Source organism: Paraburkholderia sp. IW21 (genome assembly GCF_041321145.1).
GTDB lineage: Bacteria > Pseudomonadota > Gammaproteobacteria > Burkholderiales > Burkholderiaceae > Paraburkholderia.
The window spans coordinates 84,266-99,978 of sequence record NZ_JBGGWA010000002.1 but is presented as its reverse complement, the minus strand read 5'-3'; the positions used below and the strand labels follow the sequence as shown (position 1 = coordinate 99,978).

Here is a 15,713-nt window from a genome sequence, read left to right as displayed (position 1 = left end):
GGGCATCGGCCTGCGCCGCTGCATGGCGCCATTCGATGCAGCGCGGTTCGAACGCACGCGGAATGCTCTAAACTGGCGATTCTAAAGCACTTGTATGCAGTTCCGCGCGTAAGTGATCACTCGGCGTGCGGCACGCAGGGCAAGGCTTCGCGTCACTGTCCCAGCCAACCGATTCTGCATGAGCGAACCTGAAGCAATCGACGTTTTCGAGCCGAAAAAAGTGCTCGCCCAATTGCCGCATCTGCCCGGCGTGTATCGCTATTACGATACGCACGGCGCGGTGCTCTACGTGGGCAAGGCGCGCGATCTCAAGAAGCGTGTTTCAAGCTACTTCACGAAGACGCAACTCTCGCCACGCATCGCGATGATGGTGACGCGCATTGCGCGCATCGAGACAACCGTCACGCGCTCCGAGGCCGAAGCGCTGTTGCTCGAGAACAATCTGATCAAGGCGCTGGCGCCGCGTTACAACATCCTGTTTCGTGACGACAAGTCGTATCCGTACCTCAAGCTCACCGGCCACAGGTTTCCGCGCATGGCGTATTACCGCGGCTCGGTGGATCGCAAGAATCAATACTTCGGACCGTTCCCGAGTGCATGGGCCGTGCGCGAGAGCATCCAGATCCTGCAGCGCGTCTTCCAGTTGCGCACGTGTGAGGACTCCGTGTTCAACAATCGCACGCGGCCCTGTCTGCTGCATCAGATTGGCCGTTGCACGGCGCCGTGCGTCGCGGCGATCAGCGAAGAGGACTACGCGCGCGACGTCGCCAACGCCTCGCGCTTTCTGCTCGGCCGGCAGGGCGAGGTGATGAACGAGCTCGAGCAGAAAATGCACGCCTTCGCGAGCGAGTTGAAGTTCGAGCAGGCGGCGGCGGTGCGCAATCAGATGAGTTCGCTGTCGACGGTGCTGCATCAGCAGGCGATTGAAGTCGGCGGTGACAGCGATGTCGACATTCTCGCGGTGGTGGCGCTCGGCGGACGCGTGTGCGTGAATCTCGCGATGGTGCGCGGCGGACGGCATCTGGGCGACAAGGCCTATTTCCCGGCGCATGTGGAAAGCGCCTTGACTGTCGACGAGGGTGGCCTTGAAGAGGGCCGCGGCGATGACGTGTTGGCCGATGCCGCGAGCGGCGCGGACTCGGCATTGGAAGAAGCCGCAACCAGCGCGAACGCATCGTTCGATGCAACTGACGCGCTCGCCATCGCGCAGGAGATGCCATCGGAAGAGGACGACGCCGCAGTCGAGGCCGATGACGCCGCTGAGTCCGATCCCGACGCCGACTCATCGAAGCTCCGCAAAGGCCGCGCGACCGGCGGCATCGAAGCCGAAGTTCTCGAAGCATTCATCGCGCAGCACTACATCGGCAATCGCGTGCCGCCGGTGCTCGTGGTCAGCCACGCGCCGGCTACGCGCGAGCTGGTCGATGTGCTGATCGAGCAAGCCGGCCACAAGGTAACGGTGCTGCGCCAACCGCAAGGTCAGCGGCGCGCCTGGCTCGCCATGGCGGAGCAGAACGCGCGGCTCGCGCTGGCACGCCTGCTTTCCGAACAAGGCTCGCAGCAGGCCCGCACGCGCGCGCTCACCGACACGCTCGGGATGGAGTGCGACGACCTGGCGCATCTGCGTATCGAGTGCTTCGACATCAGCCACACGATGGGCGAGGCGACGCAGGCGTCGTGCGTGGTGTATCACCATCACAAGATGCAGTCGTCCGAGTATCGCCGCTACAACATCACGGGCATCACGCCCGGCGACGACTACGCGGCGATGCGCCAGGTGCTGACGCGCCGCTACGAGAAGATGGTCGCGCAAGCGGCTGCGAACGCCGCCGACGAAGCCGCCGCATTGCAATCCGACGTGGCCGCCGACCCGTCAATCGCAGCGGAGGGCGCGGAGCCGGTGGCGGCGGGCGGCATTTTGCCGACCATTGTGCTGATCGATGGCGGCAAGGGTCAGGTCGAAATCGCGCGTCAGGTATTCACGGAACTGGGTCTCGATACCGGCATGCTGGTCGGTGTCGCGAAGGGGGAGGGGCGCAAGGTGGGCCTCGAAACATTGATTTTCGCCGACGGCCGCGCGGCGCTCGAACTCGGCAAGGAAAGCGCGGCACTCATGCTGGTTGCGCAGATCCGCGATGAGGCTCACCGCTTCGCCATTACCGGCATGCGCGCGAAACGCGGCAAGACGCGGCAGACGTCGCGGCTCGAGGAGCTCGAAGGGGTGGGCGCCAAGCGGCGCCAGCGGTTGCTCGCGCGCTTCGGCGGACTGCGCGGCGTGGTCGCGGCGAGTATCGAAGATCTCGCGAGCGTCGAAGGGATTTCGCAGTCGCTCGCCGAGCAGATCTACCGGCAATTGCACTGATCCGAGGTGTGCCGCGCGGCGCGCGCATCGCACGATGCGCCGGCAACGAATCGCGGACGAGCGCCCGATATACGGTCGATAAGCGCCCGATAAACAGCGCCAAAGCGGCGCGCGTGCCAAGGCCCGCGCGCCGCTTTGCTTGTGGCAGGCCTTGTGACACGGCACAATTGCATCTCCCTTGTCAGACGCTGCGCCTGCCCATGCCGTTTAATTTCCCGATTTTCCTGACTTGGCTGCGGATCGTCCTGATTCCGCTCGTCGTCGGCGTATTCTATTTGCCCGACATGATGATGAGCCCGGCGCACCGCAATCTGGCCGCCGCGACAATCTTCATTCTGGCGGCGCTCACCGACTGGTTCGACGGCTTTCTGGCCCGCAAATGGAATCAGACCTCGGCGTTCGGCGCGTTTCTCGATCCGGTCGCCGACAAGCTGATGGTGACGGCCGCGTTGCTGGTGCTGGTGCAACTCGCGCGGATCGATTCAGCGATCGCGCTCGTGATTGTCGGCCGCGAGATCGCGATCTCGGCGCTGCGCGAATGGATGGCGCAGATCGGTGCCTCCAAGAGCGTCGCGGTGAATTCGCTCGGCAAGTTCAAGACCGTTTGCCAGATGGTGGCGATTCCGATGCTGCTGTTCTACGGCCCGTTGCCGTTTGGCGGCGTCTTTGTCGACACGCGTGTATGGGGCCTGTGGTTGATCTATCTGGCTGCATTCCTGACGATCTGGTCGATGCTCTATTACATGAAGCTCGCATGGCCGCAGATTCGCGAGCGGGGCGGCGTTGCCTGATCGAATGGAACAAGAAAGGCGGCCGAAGCGTGCCTGCACGTCTCCGGCGCATGAGTGAAATCTGTTCAGTTAAAGACATTCGCAAAAGGGGTTGACACGTTTCAGCCGTTTCTCCATAATCTCGTTTCTCCGATGCACGCAGTTCGAAACGTCGGTGGCAGTAAGAGAGTAGTTGAAGTAATAAGGCAGCAGTTAGCAGCATAATGCGGGAGTAGCTCAGTTGGTAGAGCGCAACCTTGCCAAGGTTGAGGTCGCGAGTTCGAGCCTCGTCTCCCGCTCCAATTTTTGAAGCAACGCATTGTTTGGCGAAGTAAAAGGGCAAGGCGTTGTGAAGTAGGGCAATGCGGGAGTAGCTCAGTTGGTAGAGCGCAACCTTGCCAAGGTTGAGGTCGCGAGTTCGAGCCTCGTCTCCCGCTCCATACATAAGGGGAAGCAACGCTTCCCTTTTTGTTTGGTTGGCCGATCGTTCAGGTTCGTCCGGTTGGCCACCAGACAATCTGCGAATCTGTAGCTAGGTTCCAGTCCGCTTGCGGCGCGATAGCAAAGCGGTTATGCAGCGGCCTGCAAAGCCGTTTAGGCCGGTTCGACTCCGGCTCGCGCCTCCAGTAGTTGATGTAAAGAAAAGCCCCGACATTTCGGGGCTTTTCTTTTTTGTACATCGTGCGTCCCGGTTCCTGTCATCCTGTCTGCGTGTTCAGGTCGCGCATAGCGACTGGATCGGTACATTTCGCAGATGGTCTTTGTGCTGTACATCGCCTTCACGGCGAACACCGCGCTCGCGCGGGCCCGTGAACCGGCGCGCCGCGCTGCGCTTCACGGATTGAATTGCCCGATTGCCTCTTTGCGCAATGGGCTGCCCACACCGAGGCTGCATGTACCTGAAACTCACCGGCTCCCACGTTCGCCTGCTCGGCTCCATGCATCTGTTTCCCGCGACGAGCCGCAGAACGCCGCCATGGATTGCCGAAGCCTATGACTGGGCCGAAGCGTTGGTCTTCGAATCGGACCCGCCTACAATCCTGCCGTTTCTGAAGGCCCACCCGCAGGGTGGTGCCGATCAACTGCAGCCCTTGCTCTCCGCCGATGCCTGGAATCAGCTGCAGGCGGCGTGGCCCACCGAAGGTCCGCTGGCGCCGCTCGTCGATTTGCGTCCGTGGGCTGCGCTGATCGTTGCGCCCACGCTGTTTCAGCAGGTCGTTGAAGGTGTCGAGCCGCGCATGCTGCGCTCGGCGCTCACGCAAGCCAAGCCCTATCAGTATCTCGAGACCGCACAGGACGTGGCGGCATTGCTCGAATCGATTCCGCTCCAAGCCGTCGGCACCGCGCTCGGCATGCTGATGTCCGATCTCGAGGAGCCGCAGCGCACGCTCGAGCGGATGCACGCGGCCTGGCTGCACGGCGATTTGCAAGCCGTTCACCAGATCGCCGTCGAGTCGCCGATGTTCAACCTTCCTGGCATCCGCCACGCCATTCTCGATGCACGCAATCGCGTGTGGGCGGCGCGCGTGACGGAACTGCTTGGGCGGCCGGAGCGGACCTTGGTGGTCGTCGGCGCACTGCATTTGTGTGGCCCCGGCAACTTGATCGAATGTCTTGGGCGGCCCGTCGAGCCGGCCTTTGTCAGCAGCTAGCGGGTTTTCCGCTGGGCGCTGGCGTCAGCGCGATTCATCGTGACATGCCCTGAATGCGTCGGTCAGATTCAATACGATTCTGCGCGGCATGCATCGGTCGCGGAATTGCTGGCGGCGGCTGATGCTGCGATGTATAGCCACAAAGAGGCGTCGAAAGCGCGCGCCGCGCATGGCGGCTGAGTGCGGCATAATTCCGCATCGTCGCCGGCCGTATAGGCGCGCCTCTTTTTGAAGCCTTTCATGACTGAACTGCAGCAAACCGCCGCCACACCACTCCTGGCACAGCTCGAATGGCGTTGGAAAGCCTTCACCGAACTCACGACCGCCGAAGTCTATGCGATGCTGGCCGCTCGCAGCGCGGTGTTCATCGTCGAGCAGAACTGTGTGTATGGCGACGTCGACGGGCTCGACACGGACGCATGGCATCTGTTTGCCTATGGCCCCGGTGAAAGACAACCGCCGCTCGCAGGTTATCTGCGCGTCCTGTTGCCTGATGCCGACGACACCGATATCCGCATCGGCCGGGTACTGACAACAGCGGCATTCCGCGGCATCGGCCTCGGCAACGCGATGCTCGAACGCTCGCTCACGCATATCCGGGCGCAGTGGCCCGATACGCCGATCCGTTTGCATGCGCAGGCGCATCTGCAAGGTTTCTACGGCGCATTCGGCTTTACGCCGGTCTCGGAGATTCACGAAGAGGACGGCATCCCGCACGTGTGGATGCGTTCAGCCTAGACCCGGCTGTAAATGAGGTCGGCGCTTGCGTGCCGATCTCGCTTCAATCGCTTTGAAATTAACGGTATCAGCGGGGGCCGCTCGCGGGCACCGAGGCGGCTCGTGCCATACCTTGCGCCGCCATTGCACGTCGTTCGCCGCGCAGACGGCCGCGCGCCGAAAGCCGCATCCAGTGACGCAACGCCACCAGTGCGCCGATTACGCTCATCATCGAACCCGGAATCCACAGCAACAGCCCGCCAATCTGCTGATCGCGCATCGGGCTCAGCCACGTGAAGGCGCGGCCGCAGATCGAATAAATCGGATAGAGCTCGTGCGGCGTAAAGAAGATGAACGCACCGAGGATGATCTGCGGCGGAATCGCGGCAATCACCACCAGCACGCGCTTGCCGGGCGACAAACGCGCCGGGGGCGCCGGCCGCGAATCGAGCACGAGCCACCAGAACAGTAGGCCGTCGATCACCATGCTCCAGTTCATCACGCGATAAAGCCGCCAGTCGAGCATCGCCACGAAATGAATCGGCGATATGAGCCAGAAGTAAATCAGCCCGACGAACAAGGTGACCGCAACGACCGGATGCATGACCACGTCGAGCAGCCTGCGCACCACGGGGGTGTCCAGCGCGGGGCGCACGAAGCGTTGCCGCCAGCTAAAAGGAATGCCCGCACGCAACGCGGCGCCCGGATACGAGAGCGCGATGAAGAACGGCCCGAGGTGATGCAGCACCAGATGCTGCGCGCGATGCATGAAGAACTCATGCTCGAAGAAATAATCGAGCCGCGTATGCAGCACGACATACAGCGCAACCAGCCCGAACCAGAAGGAAATGCGCCGCGCCAGCGACACCTTCGCTTTGTGCGCGCCGCGCACGAACAGGATCGCCGGCACCAGCAAGGCGATCACGACGGTCGGCGAAAACTCCCAGGGATCGAGCCAGTAGAGCAGGTTCATCGGAGCGCGTTACCTGGTTTGGGCGGGCGACTTGACGGCGAACGGCGTATCGAGCGTTTCGCCGTCGGAGAACTTCAGCGTGAGATGCACGGTGTCGCCCGGTGCGATCTTATGTTTCGCGTCCTTGAGCATCACGTGATAGCCGCCCGGCGCGATCGCGACCTGGCCGTGCGCGGGCACCGTCAGCTTGTCGACCATCACCATCTTCTGCGTCGAGCCGTTCGACACGGTTTGATGCAGCATCGCGTCACCGTAATCGTGGCTCGATATATCGACGAGGTCGACCGGTTTGTCGCTCGCATTGATCAGCGTCACGTAGCCGGCGGCGGGCAGGTTGTTCGGCAGCCAGCGCACCCACGCGTCCTTGACGCTGATTGCGTGAGCGCCGGCGGCAAGCGCTGCCGGGGCGAAACCGAACGAGAGGGCGAGGGTGCAGCTCAGTGCGGCAAACGTCTTGATCTTGATCGACATGGTTGAACTCGGGAAAGGTCAGGAACGGTCATGAATGAGACGGCGGAGGTCTTGTGCGATCGCATCGGGAGTATCGTGATCGGTAGCGAGCAGGCGCGCGTGGCCTTGCTGGTCGAACACGTAGACGGCCGAGCTATGGGTGACTTCGTAGTTGCCGTTGGGGTCGCGCTTTTCCATCTGATAGGCGATCCGGTAGCGCTTGGCGAGCGACTCGATTTGCCAGTCGGTGCCGGTCAGTCCTTCGGCGTGTTGCGAATCGAAGGCGCCGACGTAATCGTGCAAGGCTTTCGGGGTGTCGCGCGCCGGGTCGACGGTGATGAACAGAATGCGCACTTTCTGTGCGTCCGGGCCGAGCTTGCCGAGTACCTGCATCAGGCGGCCCATCGTCTCGGGGCAAACATCCGGGCAATGCGTGTAGCCAAAGTAGACGAGCGACGTGTCGCCTTTAAATGAATCAGCGGTCACGGAACGGCCGTCATCGCCGGTCAGCGTGAAATCGAGGTCCGGCAGGTGGCCGGTCACGTTGGTCAACCGCCACGGTTCGGCGCGATGCGTGCAGCCGGTTAGCGTGGCCAGCGCGCCCACCATGACGGCCAGCGCGAACAGGCGGCTGGACCCGGCCCGGCGTGGTGGCGCGAGGTTCGGCTGCGGATGTCGGGACGAGATGATTGGGAACAAGGCAGGGTTCGATGACTCGATTGAAGAGCGGCGCGTGATGCTGCGCCTGAACGGGCGCGGCATGGTCGCGTGAAGCGCGCGGCCCGTCATAGTGTGCAAATATGGCCGTACTGCAATGGTCTACGTGGCTGCGACTGTATCGCAAAATGTCCGATGGCGTTGCGCGGTGCCCTTGGGTGCGCGGCTTGCGAGGCAATTTGACGCAGGCGGCTGAAAGCTGACTGAAGCCGGATTGTTCTCTTTTTGAACGCAATTTTCAGCGGCATCGGCCGTATCGCTCGACCGGGCTTGTGTCCCGGCTTACTTTCTCGAAAAATTGACGGATGCGCGGTAAGATGCGCACACTTTTCCGGCCGCAGAAGGCTGAAAGGCAAATTAACCGATGCAAGCACTTCCGGCTGTTCTGTCTCCCAGCGAGACGGCATTTTTCTTCGACTTCGACGGCACGCTCGTCGAACTCGCGCCCACGCCGGACGGCGTGCTGGTGCAACCGCGCGTGATCGCGTTGCTGACCGGGCTGCGAAGTCTGACGAACGGCGCGGTGGCGGTCGTGTCGGGCCGCGGCATCGACAGCATCGACGGCTTTCTCGGCATGCCTGATCTGCCGATCGCCGGCTTGCACGGCGCCGAGCGGCGCGATGCGAATGGCGACACGCAGCGCATCGGTTTTCATGACGAGCGACTGTTGCGCATGGAGCAGGTGCTCGCGCAGGTCGTCAACGAACATCCCGGCATGCTCCTTGAAATCAAGGGCGCGGCGCTGGCGCTGCACTATCGCAACGCGCCGGACCGCGAACCGGTGGCACGCGAGGCTACCGAGCGGCTGGTTGCCGATTATCCCGGTTCGTATGTTTTGCAGCCGGGCAAGATGGTCTACGAAATCAAACCGAAGGACGTCGACAAGGGCCGCGCAATGCGCGCGTTTCTGGACGAGCCGCCGTTCGTCGGCCGCACACCGGTATTTGCGGGCGACGATCTGACCGACGAGAAAGGCTTTGCCGTGGTCAACGAACGCGGCGGCCTGTCGATCAAGGTGGGCGCGGGCGACACGATGGCGCATACGCGCATCGAATCGGTATCGGCGCTGCTCGACTGGTTGGAATCGATTGTCGCGAAGGCACGCCGAACATGAGGGTCAGGCCGTATCGTCCAACGTACATCACGTACTGCATCAGGAATCGCGTTTCATGAGTCGACTGATCATCGTATCGAACCGGGTTGCGCCGATCTCGGAGGGCGGCCCGGCGGCGGGCGGTCTCGCGGTTGGTGTGTACGACGCGCTGAAGGAAACCGGCGGCATGTGGTTCGGCTGGAGCGGCGACGTGCTGAGCTCGGGCCAGCCGCAGATCAAGGTTGAAGAGCGCGGCCCGGTGACCTTCGCGACCATCGCGCTGATGCGCCGCGACTACGACCAGTACTACCGCGGCTTCTCGAACGCCACGCTGTGGCCCGCGTTCCACTATCGCGCCGATCTGCTGCAGTACCACCGGCACGATTTCGAAGGCTATTGCCGCGTCAACGCCTGGCTCGCGCAGCAGCTCGTGCCGCTCCTGCGCGCAGACGACGTGATCTGGGTCCACGACTATCACCTGATTCCGTTCGCTCAAGCGTTGCGCGCGGCGGGCGTGAAAAATCGCATCGGCTTCTTTCTGCATATTCCGTTTCCAGCTTCGCAGGTGTTGCTGGCGGTGCCGCCGCATCGCGAACTGGTCGAAGCGCTGTGTTCGTTCGATCTGCTCGGATTCCAGACCGCGCCGGATCTGCGCGCGTTCTGCGATTACATCGTCAACGAGGCGACCGGCACGGTCGACGTATCGGCCAGCGGCCCGCTGACCGTGCACGCGTTCGGTCGCACGTTGCGCGCGGCGGCTTATCCCATCGGCGTCTATCCGGACGAAATCGCCGAGCTCGCGAAAGCGGGCGAGCGCGGCAAGCCGGTGCGCACGATGAAGACGGCGCTGCATTCGCGCAAGCTGATCATGAGCGTGGACCGCCTCGATTATTCGAAAGGACTGGTCGAGCGCTTCCGCGCATTCGAGCGCCTGCTGGAACACGTGACCGCGCAACGCAACAAGGTGTCGTTCCTGCAAATCGCACCGCCGACACGCGCCGATATGCACGCTTATCAGGACATCCGCTTGCAGCTCGAAGGGGAGTCGGGGCGCATCAATGGCCGCTTCGCCGAACTGGACTGGACGCCGATTCTCTACATCCACAAGCAGTACGAGCGCTCGGTGTTGGCCGCGCTATTTCGTACGGCGCATGTCGGCTACGTTACGCCTCTACGCGACGGCATGAACCTCGTCGCCAAGGAGTATGTATCGGCGCAGGATCCGGAAAATCCCGGCGTGCTCGTGCTGTCACGCTTTGCGGGCGCCGCCCAGGAGCTGGACGGTGCGTTGATCGTCAATCCGGTCGACCTCGACGGCATGGCCGAGGCACTCGCGAGGGCGCTGGAGATGCCGCTTGCGGAGCGCCAGGCGCGTCATCGCGACATGATGGTGCAACTGCGTGAGAACAATGTGTCGGTGTGGCGCGATAACTTCATGCGCGATCTGCAGAGCGTGGACGCCGCGAAGCGCGCCAGAAGCGTGAAAGCACGTGCCGCGTCGGGTAAGAAGCCGGTGCGCGAAACCTTGGCCGGATAGGCGGCTATTCAGGCCGAGTACCACTGCCCGGGAAAACAGAAAAGCCGCTCGAAAGCGGCTTTTCTGTTTGTTGTCTGGATAGCGCCGGGCGGCGCGTTGCTCAGACCACGTGCTGTTCGTCGACCTTCTTGCCGCCGACGTGCAACGTCGTGCCTTTGCCGTGCTGCTTGGTGAGCAGATCGCGATACAGGCCCGGGCGCTGGCGCAACTCTTCCGGACTGCCGTCGTCGATGACCTTGCCCTGGCTCATCACGATGATCCGGTCGAAGTTGTTCAGCGTCGACAACCGGTGTGCGATCGCGATCACCGTGCGGCCCACCATCAGCCGGTCTAGCGCCTTCTGGATCGCCTCTTCCGAGGCGCTGTCGAGCGCCGAGGTGGCTTCGTCGAGCAGCAGGATCGGCGCGTTCTTCAGGATCGCCCGCGCAATCGCGATTCGCTGACGTTGTCCGCCGGACAGCTTCACACCGCGGTCGCCGACGATCGTGTCGAACCCTTCGGGCATGGCGTCGATGAAATCGCTGCAGCGGGCTTCGCGCGCGGCAGCGACGACTTCTTCCCGGCTTGCTTCAGGACGGCCATAAGCGATGTTCTCGTACACCGTGCGATGGAACAGCGAGATATCCTGCGGCACCAGTGCGATTGCATGGCGCAGGCTGTCCTGGGTGATCGCGCCGATGTCCTGGCCGTCGATCTTGATCGCGCCGCCTTGCGTCTCGTAGAAACGCTGCAGCAGCGCCAGCACGGTGGATTTGCCCGCGCCCGACTTGCCGATCAGGCCGACTCGCTGGCCCGGTTGGATATGCAGATCGAAGTGATCGAGAATCGGCCGGCGGCGCGGATAAGCAAACGTCACGCTTTCGAAATCGACGCGGCCACCTTGCGGCACGAGCTCGGCCGCGCCGTCGCGGTCCGGCATGCCGTGCGGCTCGAGCAGCGTACGTACAGCTTCAGCGAGCCGCGCGACGTGCTGGGTGACATCGACGAGCGCCACGGCCAGATCGCGTGTGCCGTGCAAGATCGTGAAGCCGAGCGAACTGACGAGCACGATGTCGCCGGAGGTCGCCTTGCCTTGATCCCACAGCCAGAGCGCCCAGCCTAGCAAGCCGGCCGACAGCAGCGCGGTGATTACCGCATGCAGCAGACGCAGCTTTTCCAGATACAGCAGGCTCTGCTGGCGCGCTTCCATTTCCGCTTTGACCGTCGCGCCGAAACGCTGCTGTTCGCGAAACGTCATGCCGAAGGCGCGCACGAGGCCCATATTGCTGATCACGTCGACCAACTCGCCGTCCACCGACGCCGCCTTGGTGGCGAAGTGGTGATGGCGAGCGGACCCGCGCCCGGCGAGTTTATAAAGCACGACCGACAGAATGGCCGAGCACAGCATCAGGCCGCCCGCCATCAGCGGATTCACGGCGGTGATCATGACGATCGCGCCGAGCACGGCGATACACGGCGGCAGCACGTTCCAGGCGGTGGTGTTTTCAGCGGTGTAAACCGCGTTCGAGGTTGCCGTGATGCGGCTCGCCAGCATGCCCGGCTGTTTCTCCGAGTAGTAAGTGGGCGAGTGGCCGCTTAGATACTGGAACAGGTCGCGCCGCAAGTCGCCGGTCACGACCACGAACGTATGCGCGGCGACCCATCCGCCGACTCGCCACAGCAGGTTGTCGGCGGCGATCAGGCCGACCAGGATGGCGAACGCGCCCCACAGCGGACCGGGGTGATGCCGGCCTTCGCCGAGCACGTCGATCAGGTGCTTGATCGCGTATTGCGAAGCGAGCGCACAGCCCACGGCCGCAAACACGCTGCACAGGACGATCGCATGCGCGAGCGGGTGGCGGCGGATAAAGCGGAAAAGAAACGCAAGCGGCCGATGCGCATAGCTCGCAAGCTTTGCGTTCTGGGCATTACGCTGGGCAATGGTTAAGTGTTCCAATTGATCGTGAGGTCGATGTGTTTCGGGTTGTGCATGCAAAGCACGGGCCACAGCAAAAGCGTTCGCCGCGAAGCCGATGCCTCGCATTGTAAACATGCAAAAGCGATTGCGCCCGGTGTATCCGGGCGATGGCGCGACTGTTTTCGCGATAGACGACGGTGACCTGCTGTCGCCCGACCCGCCGACGCGGCGGTGGTTCATGCAGGCTGCGCAATATTTCGGGATACAATTACAGATTGCATTCAATTGCGGTGCGGCATTTCTTCCATGGCCGCCAGCCAAGTTGACGCAGGGGCTCACGGCGGCCTCGTTCAAGATCGGCGTTGCAAGCCAGTTGCTACTGTAGAACTGTCTTATAAAACAAGGGTTTGTAAAGTGTTTCGCCTTTGTAACAACGTAAAGACTTTGAAATGTTGTGGTGCAGCGAGATTCGCGGCACCCATAATGCATGCTCCGTCGGCTCAGCGAAATATCTGACAGTTTGTCAACGTAGGTGCCATGTGTGCGTTTACCGGCACATGCGCAGACAGCGAGCAGTTGATCTGGGCTCACTACCCAAGCGATCCATCGCAGGATTTCTCGAAAGAATCAGGCCCGCGCCGGCATATCCGGCCAGACTGCCCTGGCGAGCAAGCGAGTCGCTTTTACCAAACGCAATATCTTTGCCTGATTTTTTACGAGGAGTTCTTCATTATGCGAATCGCTCAAATCGCTCCCTTGCACGAGGCGGTTCCTCCCAAGCTTTACGGTGGTACGGAACGCGTTGTGTCCTATCTGACCGAAGCGCTGGTTGAACAGGGCCACGACGTTACGCTCTTCGCGAGCGGCGATTCGCAAACCTCGGCGAAACTCGAAGCATTCTGGCCGCAGGCGCTGCGCCTCGACCCGACCATCCGCGACGTGATGGCGCCGCACATGCTGCTGCTCGAAGAAGTGCGCCGCCGCGCGGACGAATTCGACGTGCTGCATTTCCACATCGATTACTACCCGTTCTCGCTGTTCGCCCGCCAGCCGGTGCCGTTCCTGACCACGCTGCACGGCCGTCTCGATCTGCCGGAACTGCAGCCGATCTTCAACACGTTCAGCGACGTGCCGGTGGTGTCGATTTCGGACAACCAGCGTATCCCGTTGCAACAGGCGAACTGGCTGCAAACCGTCTATCACGGCCTGCCGGAAAACCTGCTCACGCCGATCAAGGACGTCGAGCCGGGCTACCTGGCGTTCCTCGGCCGAATCTCGCCGGAAAAACGCCTGGATACCGCGATTCGCATCGCCCAGCAAGCCGGTATGAAGATCAAGGTTGCCGCCAAGCTCGACAAGGCTGACCGCGCATACTACGACGAGGTCATCAAGCCGCTGATGGCGTTGCCGCACGTCGAATACATCGGCGAAATCAGCGAATCCGAAAAGACCGAGTTCCTCGGCAACGCCCACGCCCTGCTGTTCCCGATCGACTGGCCGGAGCCGTTCGGTCTGGTAATGATCGAAGCCATGGCGTGCGGCACGCCGGTGATCGCGTTCAATCGCGGCTCGGTGCCGGAAGTGATCGAAAACGGCGTGTCGGGTTTTGTCGTCGAAGACGAAATCAGCGCGGTTGCCGCGGTGAAGCGTCTGCACACGCTGCCGCGTGCCAAGGTGCGTGCGGCGTTCGAAGCGCGCTTCTCGTCGAAGGTGATGGCGCAGAACTACGTCGCCACTTACGAAGAACTGCTGCGTCAGAAGCACCGCACGGTGCTGCGCGAAGTCAACGCCAGCTAATGTACGATAAGTACGCGCAGTCAGGCCGGCTTGCTCGGGCGCTTTAGGCGGCCCCGGCGATGGGACGGTCCGGCGGCTCCAGCAGCGCCCCGCGTGCATCTCGCCCGCGGGGCGTTGTTGCATACGCGCCGCGTTTTTGCGTGTGAGCGGCAGAAAGTAGGGTTTTGCGACCGGCGAGCATGAGCCACTCTTCGTAATATCCCTATAATGGCCGTGCCGCGAATTTGGCTTGCGGCGCCGACGACAGGAGGATGCTTTGGCGAGAACGAAAGAGACGCGTGCGAACGCGGCGCCCGGCGCCGGAACGATTTTCGCGTTGCGCGCCATCGGTCTCGTGCTCCTCGTTCGCTGGCTTTTCTCGATGGCGCAGATGGATCTGGGCGCGTCGCTGTCGGCGATGGTGTCCTCGCCGTGGGCGTGCATCAACCTGGTGTTCCTGTTCCTGCTGATCTTCCTGCCGGGCGCGCGCGCCGTGGCCGAGCGTCCGTTGCATCCGCTGCCGCAATGGCTGCGGCAGGCGCTGCGTCTGTTTGCTTTCCTTGGATTCCTGTTTGCAGTGTGGTCGGTCGGTGCGTTTGTGGCGAGCGCCGGTTGGCGCCGCGCCGCGCAAGCGGTGGCGGCCACCAATGGCTGGTTGTTGGCTGCGCCGGCGTTGTACGCGGCTGTCGTGTGGATCTGCCGGCCGCGTGCGCTGTGGCGAACCAATATCGCCGCGCGCCGCTTTGCGATCGGCCGCTATGCCGTCGCGCTCGATCCGGCGACACGCACTGTGATCGTCTGGGCTGAGCGTCGCAAAGTGGGGCAGTACGACGCCCGCGAACTGTCAGTGCGTTGGCCGGCCGGGCAGAGCACGAGCGCGACGCCGACACGCACCCCTGCGGTGGCGTTCGGTGTGGCCGGTGAGTCAAGTGGGCATACTGCGCCTGTCGGCGCGGCTGCGGCACCTGCCTTGACGCGCGGCGGTTTTGGCCGACATCAAAAGATCGAATTGCTGTGGGATTCGCCCGCAGCGGCGGGCCACAACCGGCAAACTGTATTCCGTGCCGCGTTGACTACCGAAGGCGATCGGGCCGCCGCGCGTGCGCTTGATACATCGCTGCAGCAAGTTTGAATCTGCACGCTGTGTGCACTCGGCCACACCCGTGGCCGAAGTAAGCGTCGTAAAGTGAGCGTAGTCGCTAATGAACCGTGCCGCCCGGCGCTTCCATGCGGGCGAGAGAGACATACTTCGATCGTATCGCGTCGTTTGCAGGAGTCGCCATGTTGGTTCGCTGGTTGCTTGCCGCCCTTCATCTGCTCGCTTATGGCTTTGCGCTCGCCTCGATTCTCCGGCGCACCTGGGCGCTGCGGCGGGCCAGCGTGCCTGCTGCGTTGCGGTCCGTACTCCGCGCCGACACAAAGTGGGGTATCTCGGCGTTGGTGCTGATCGTCACCGGGTTGATGCGCGCCTTCGGCGGTTTCGAAAAGGGTGCCGACTATTACCTTCATGAACCGCTTTTTCACGTCAAGATGACGTTGCTCGTGCTGATTCTTGTCCTCGAGATCCCGTCGATGCTGGCGCTGCTGCGCTGGCGCGCCTGTATCAGAAAGGGCACCGCGCCGGATCTCCGAAAAGCGCGTTTGTACGCCCGCCTCAGCGTGATCCAGACGGTACTGCTGGTTTTGATGGTGTTCGCGGCTACCGGCATGGCGCGCGGCGTCGGGCTGCCTGCAGGCGTGGTGTAGTTGCAGGGCGCCGACGCGTTCGG

The 15,713-nt window shown here is 62.6% G+C and carries 14 protein-coding genes and 3 tRNA genes; 13 read left to right on the top strand and 4 right to left on the bottom strand.

Annotated features, from left to right (window positions below; all coding sequences use genetic code 11):
* The first annotated feature begins 178 nt into the window (after positions 1-178).
* From uvrC to ACAX43_RS04230, 7 genes are all read left to right on the top strand, one after another.
* Positions 179-2,362: an excinuclease ABC subunit UvrC gene (gene uvrC / locus ACAX43_RS04260; RefSeq protein WP_370707184.1), complete on the top strand. Its 2,184-nt coding sequence runs from the start codon at positions 179-181 to the stop codon at positions 2,360-2,362.
* 200 nt (positions 2,363-2,562) lie between these two features.
* On the top strand, positions 2,563-3,153 hold the full coding sequence (pgsA, locus tag ACAX43_RS04255; RefSeq protein ID WP_370707183.1) for a CDP-diacylglycerol--glycerol-3-phosphate 3-phosphatidyltransferase: 591 nt from the start codon (positions 2,563-2,565) through the stop codon (positions 3,151-3,153).
* A gap of 205 nt (positions 3,154-3,358) precedes the next feature.
* A tRNA-Gly gene (locus ACAX43_RS04250) sits at positions 3,359-3,434 on the top strand.
* A 62-nt stretch (positions 3,435-3,496) separates the two neighbouring features.
* Positions 3,497-3,572 (top strand) — tRNA-Gly (locus tag ACAX43_RS04245).
* Between the two features lie 112 nt (positions 3,573-3,684).
* Positions 3,685-3,758 (top strand) — tRNA-Cys (locus ACAX43_RS04240).
* 267 nt (positions 3,759-4,025) lie between these two features.
* Positions 4,026-4,784 (top strand): TraB/GumN family protein, encoded by a 759-nt coding sequence (locus ACAX43_RS04235; protein ID WP_370707182.1) that lies wholly within the window; start codon positions 4,026-4,028, stop codon positions 4,782-4,784.
* A gap of 240 nt (positions 4,785-5,024) precedes the next feature.
* Positions 5,025-5,522 carry a GNAT family N-acetyltransferase gene (locus ACAX43_RS04230; RefSeq protein WP_370707181.1) on the top strand — a complete coding sequence of 166 codons (498 nt, stop codon included), beginning with the start codon at positions 5,025-5,027 and terminating at the stop codon, positions 5,520-5,522.
* Between the two features lie 67 nt (positions 5,523-5,589).
* Here the strand turns inward: ACAX43_RS04230 and ACAX43_RS04225 are convergent, their stop codons facing one another.
* The 3 genes from ACAX43_RS04225 to ACAX43_RS04215 are packed head-to-tail and all read right to left on the bottom strand — an operon-like array spanning position 5,590 to position 7,533.
* Positions 5,590-6,474, bottom strand: coding sequence for a cytochrome c oxidase assembly protein (locus tag ACAX43_RS04225; RefSeq protein WP_370707180.1), 885 nt, complete (start codon positions 6,472-6,474; stop codon positions 5,590-5,592).
* A gap of 9 nt (positions 6,475-6,483) precedes the next feature.
* Entirely contained in the window at positions 6,484-6,945 is a 462-nt protein-coding gene (locus ACAX43_RS04220) for a copper chaperone PCu(A)C (RefSeq protein ID WP_370707179.1), read from the bottom strand.
* An 18-nt stretch (positions 6,946-6,963) separates the two neighbouring features.
* A complete protein-coding gene (locus ACAX43_RS04215; protein WP_370707724.1) occupies positions 6,964-7,533 on the bottom strand; it encodes an SCO family protein in 570 nt (189 codons plus the stop codon).
* 472 nt (positions 7,534-8,005) lie between these two features.
* Between ACAX43_RS04215 and otsB the strand changes: the two genes are divergently transcribed.
* The gene (gene otsB, locus ACAX43_RS04210; protein WP_370707178.1) at positions 8,006-8,755 is read left to right on the top strand and encodes a trehalose-phosphatase; all 750 of its coding nucleotides are present in this window, start codon (positions 8,006-8,008) and stop codon (positions 8,753-8,755) included.
* Between the two features lie 55 nt (positions 8,756-8,810).
* Positions 8,811-10,271 (top strand): alpha,alpha-trehalose-phosphate synthase (UDP-forming), encoded by a 1,461-nt coding sequence (otsA, locus tag ACAX43_RS04205; RefSeq protein WP_370707177.1) that lies wholly within the window; start codon positions 8,811-8,813, stop codon positions 10,269-10,271.
* 100 nt (positions 10,272-10,371) lie between these two features.
* Here the strand turns inward: otsA and ACAX43_RS04200 are convergent, their stop codons facing one another.
* Positions 10,372-12,207, bottom strand: a complete 1,836-nt coding sequence (locus ACAX43_RS04200; protein WP_370707176.1) for an ABC transporter ATP-binding protein — start codon at positions 12,205-12,207, stop codon at positions 10,372-10,374.
* Positions 12,208-12,301: 94 nt separating this feature from the next.
* On the opposite strand from ACAX43_RS04200, the gene ACAX43_RS04195 reads away from it, so the two are divergent.
* The 4 genes from ACAX43_RS04195 (at position 12,302) to ACAX43_RS04180 (ending at position 15,690) form a co-directional block, all read left to right on the top strand.
* Positions 12,302-12,553, top strand: a complete 252-nt coding sequence (locus ACAX43_RS04195; protein ID WP_370707175.1) for a hypothetical protein — start codon at positions 12,302-12,304, stop codon at positions 12,551-12,553.
* A gap of 347 nt (positions 12,554-12,900) precedes the next feature.
* Positions 12,901-13,965, top strand: a complete 1,065-nt coding sequence (locus tag ACAX43_RS04190; protein ID WP_370707174.1) for a glycosyltransferase family 4 protein — start codon at positions 12,901-12,903, stop codon at positions 13,963-13,965.
* Positions 13,966-14,221: 256 nt separating this feature from the next.
* Entirely contained in the window at positions 14,222-15,076 is an 855-nt protein-coding gene (locus ACAX43_RS04185) for a hypothetical protein (protein WP_370707173.1), read from the top strand.
* A gap of 149 nt (positions 15,077-15,225) precedes the next feature.
* On the top strand, positions 15,226-15,690 hold the full coding sequence (locus tag ACAX43_RS04180) for a DUF2214 family protein (RefSeq protein WP_370707172.1): 465 nt from the start codon (positions 15,226-15,228) through the stop codon (positions 15,688-15,690).
* Positions 15,691-15,713: the final 23 nt, after the last annotated feature.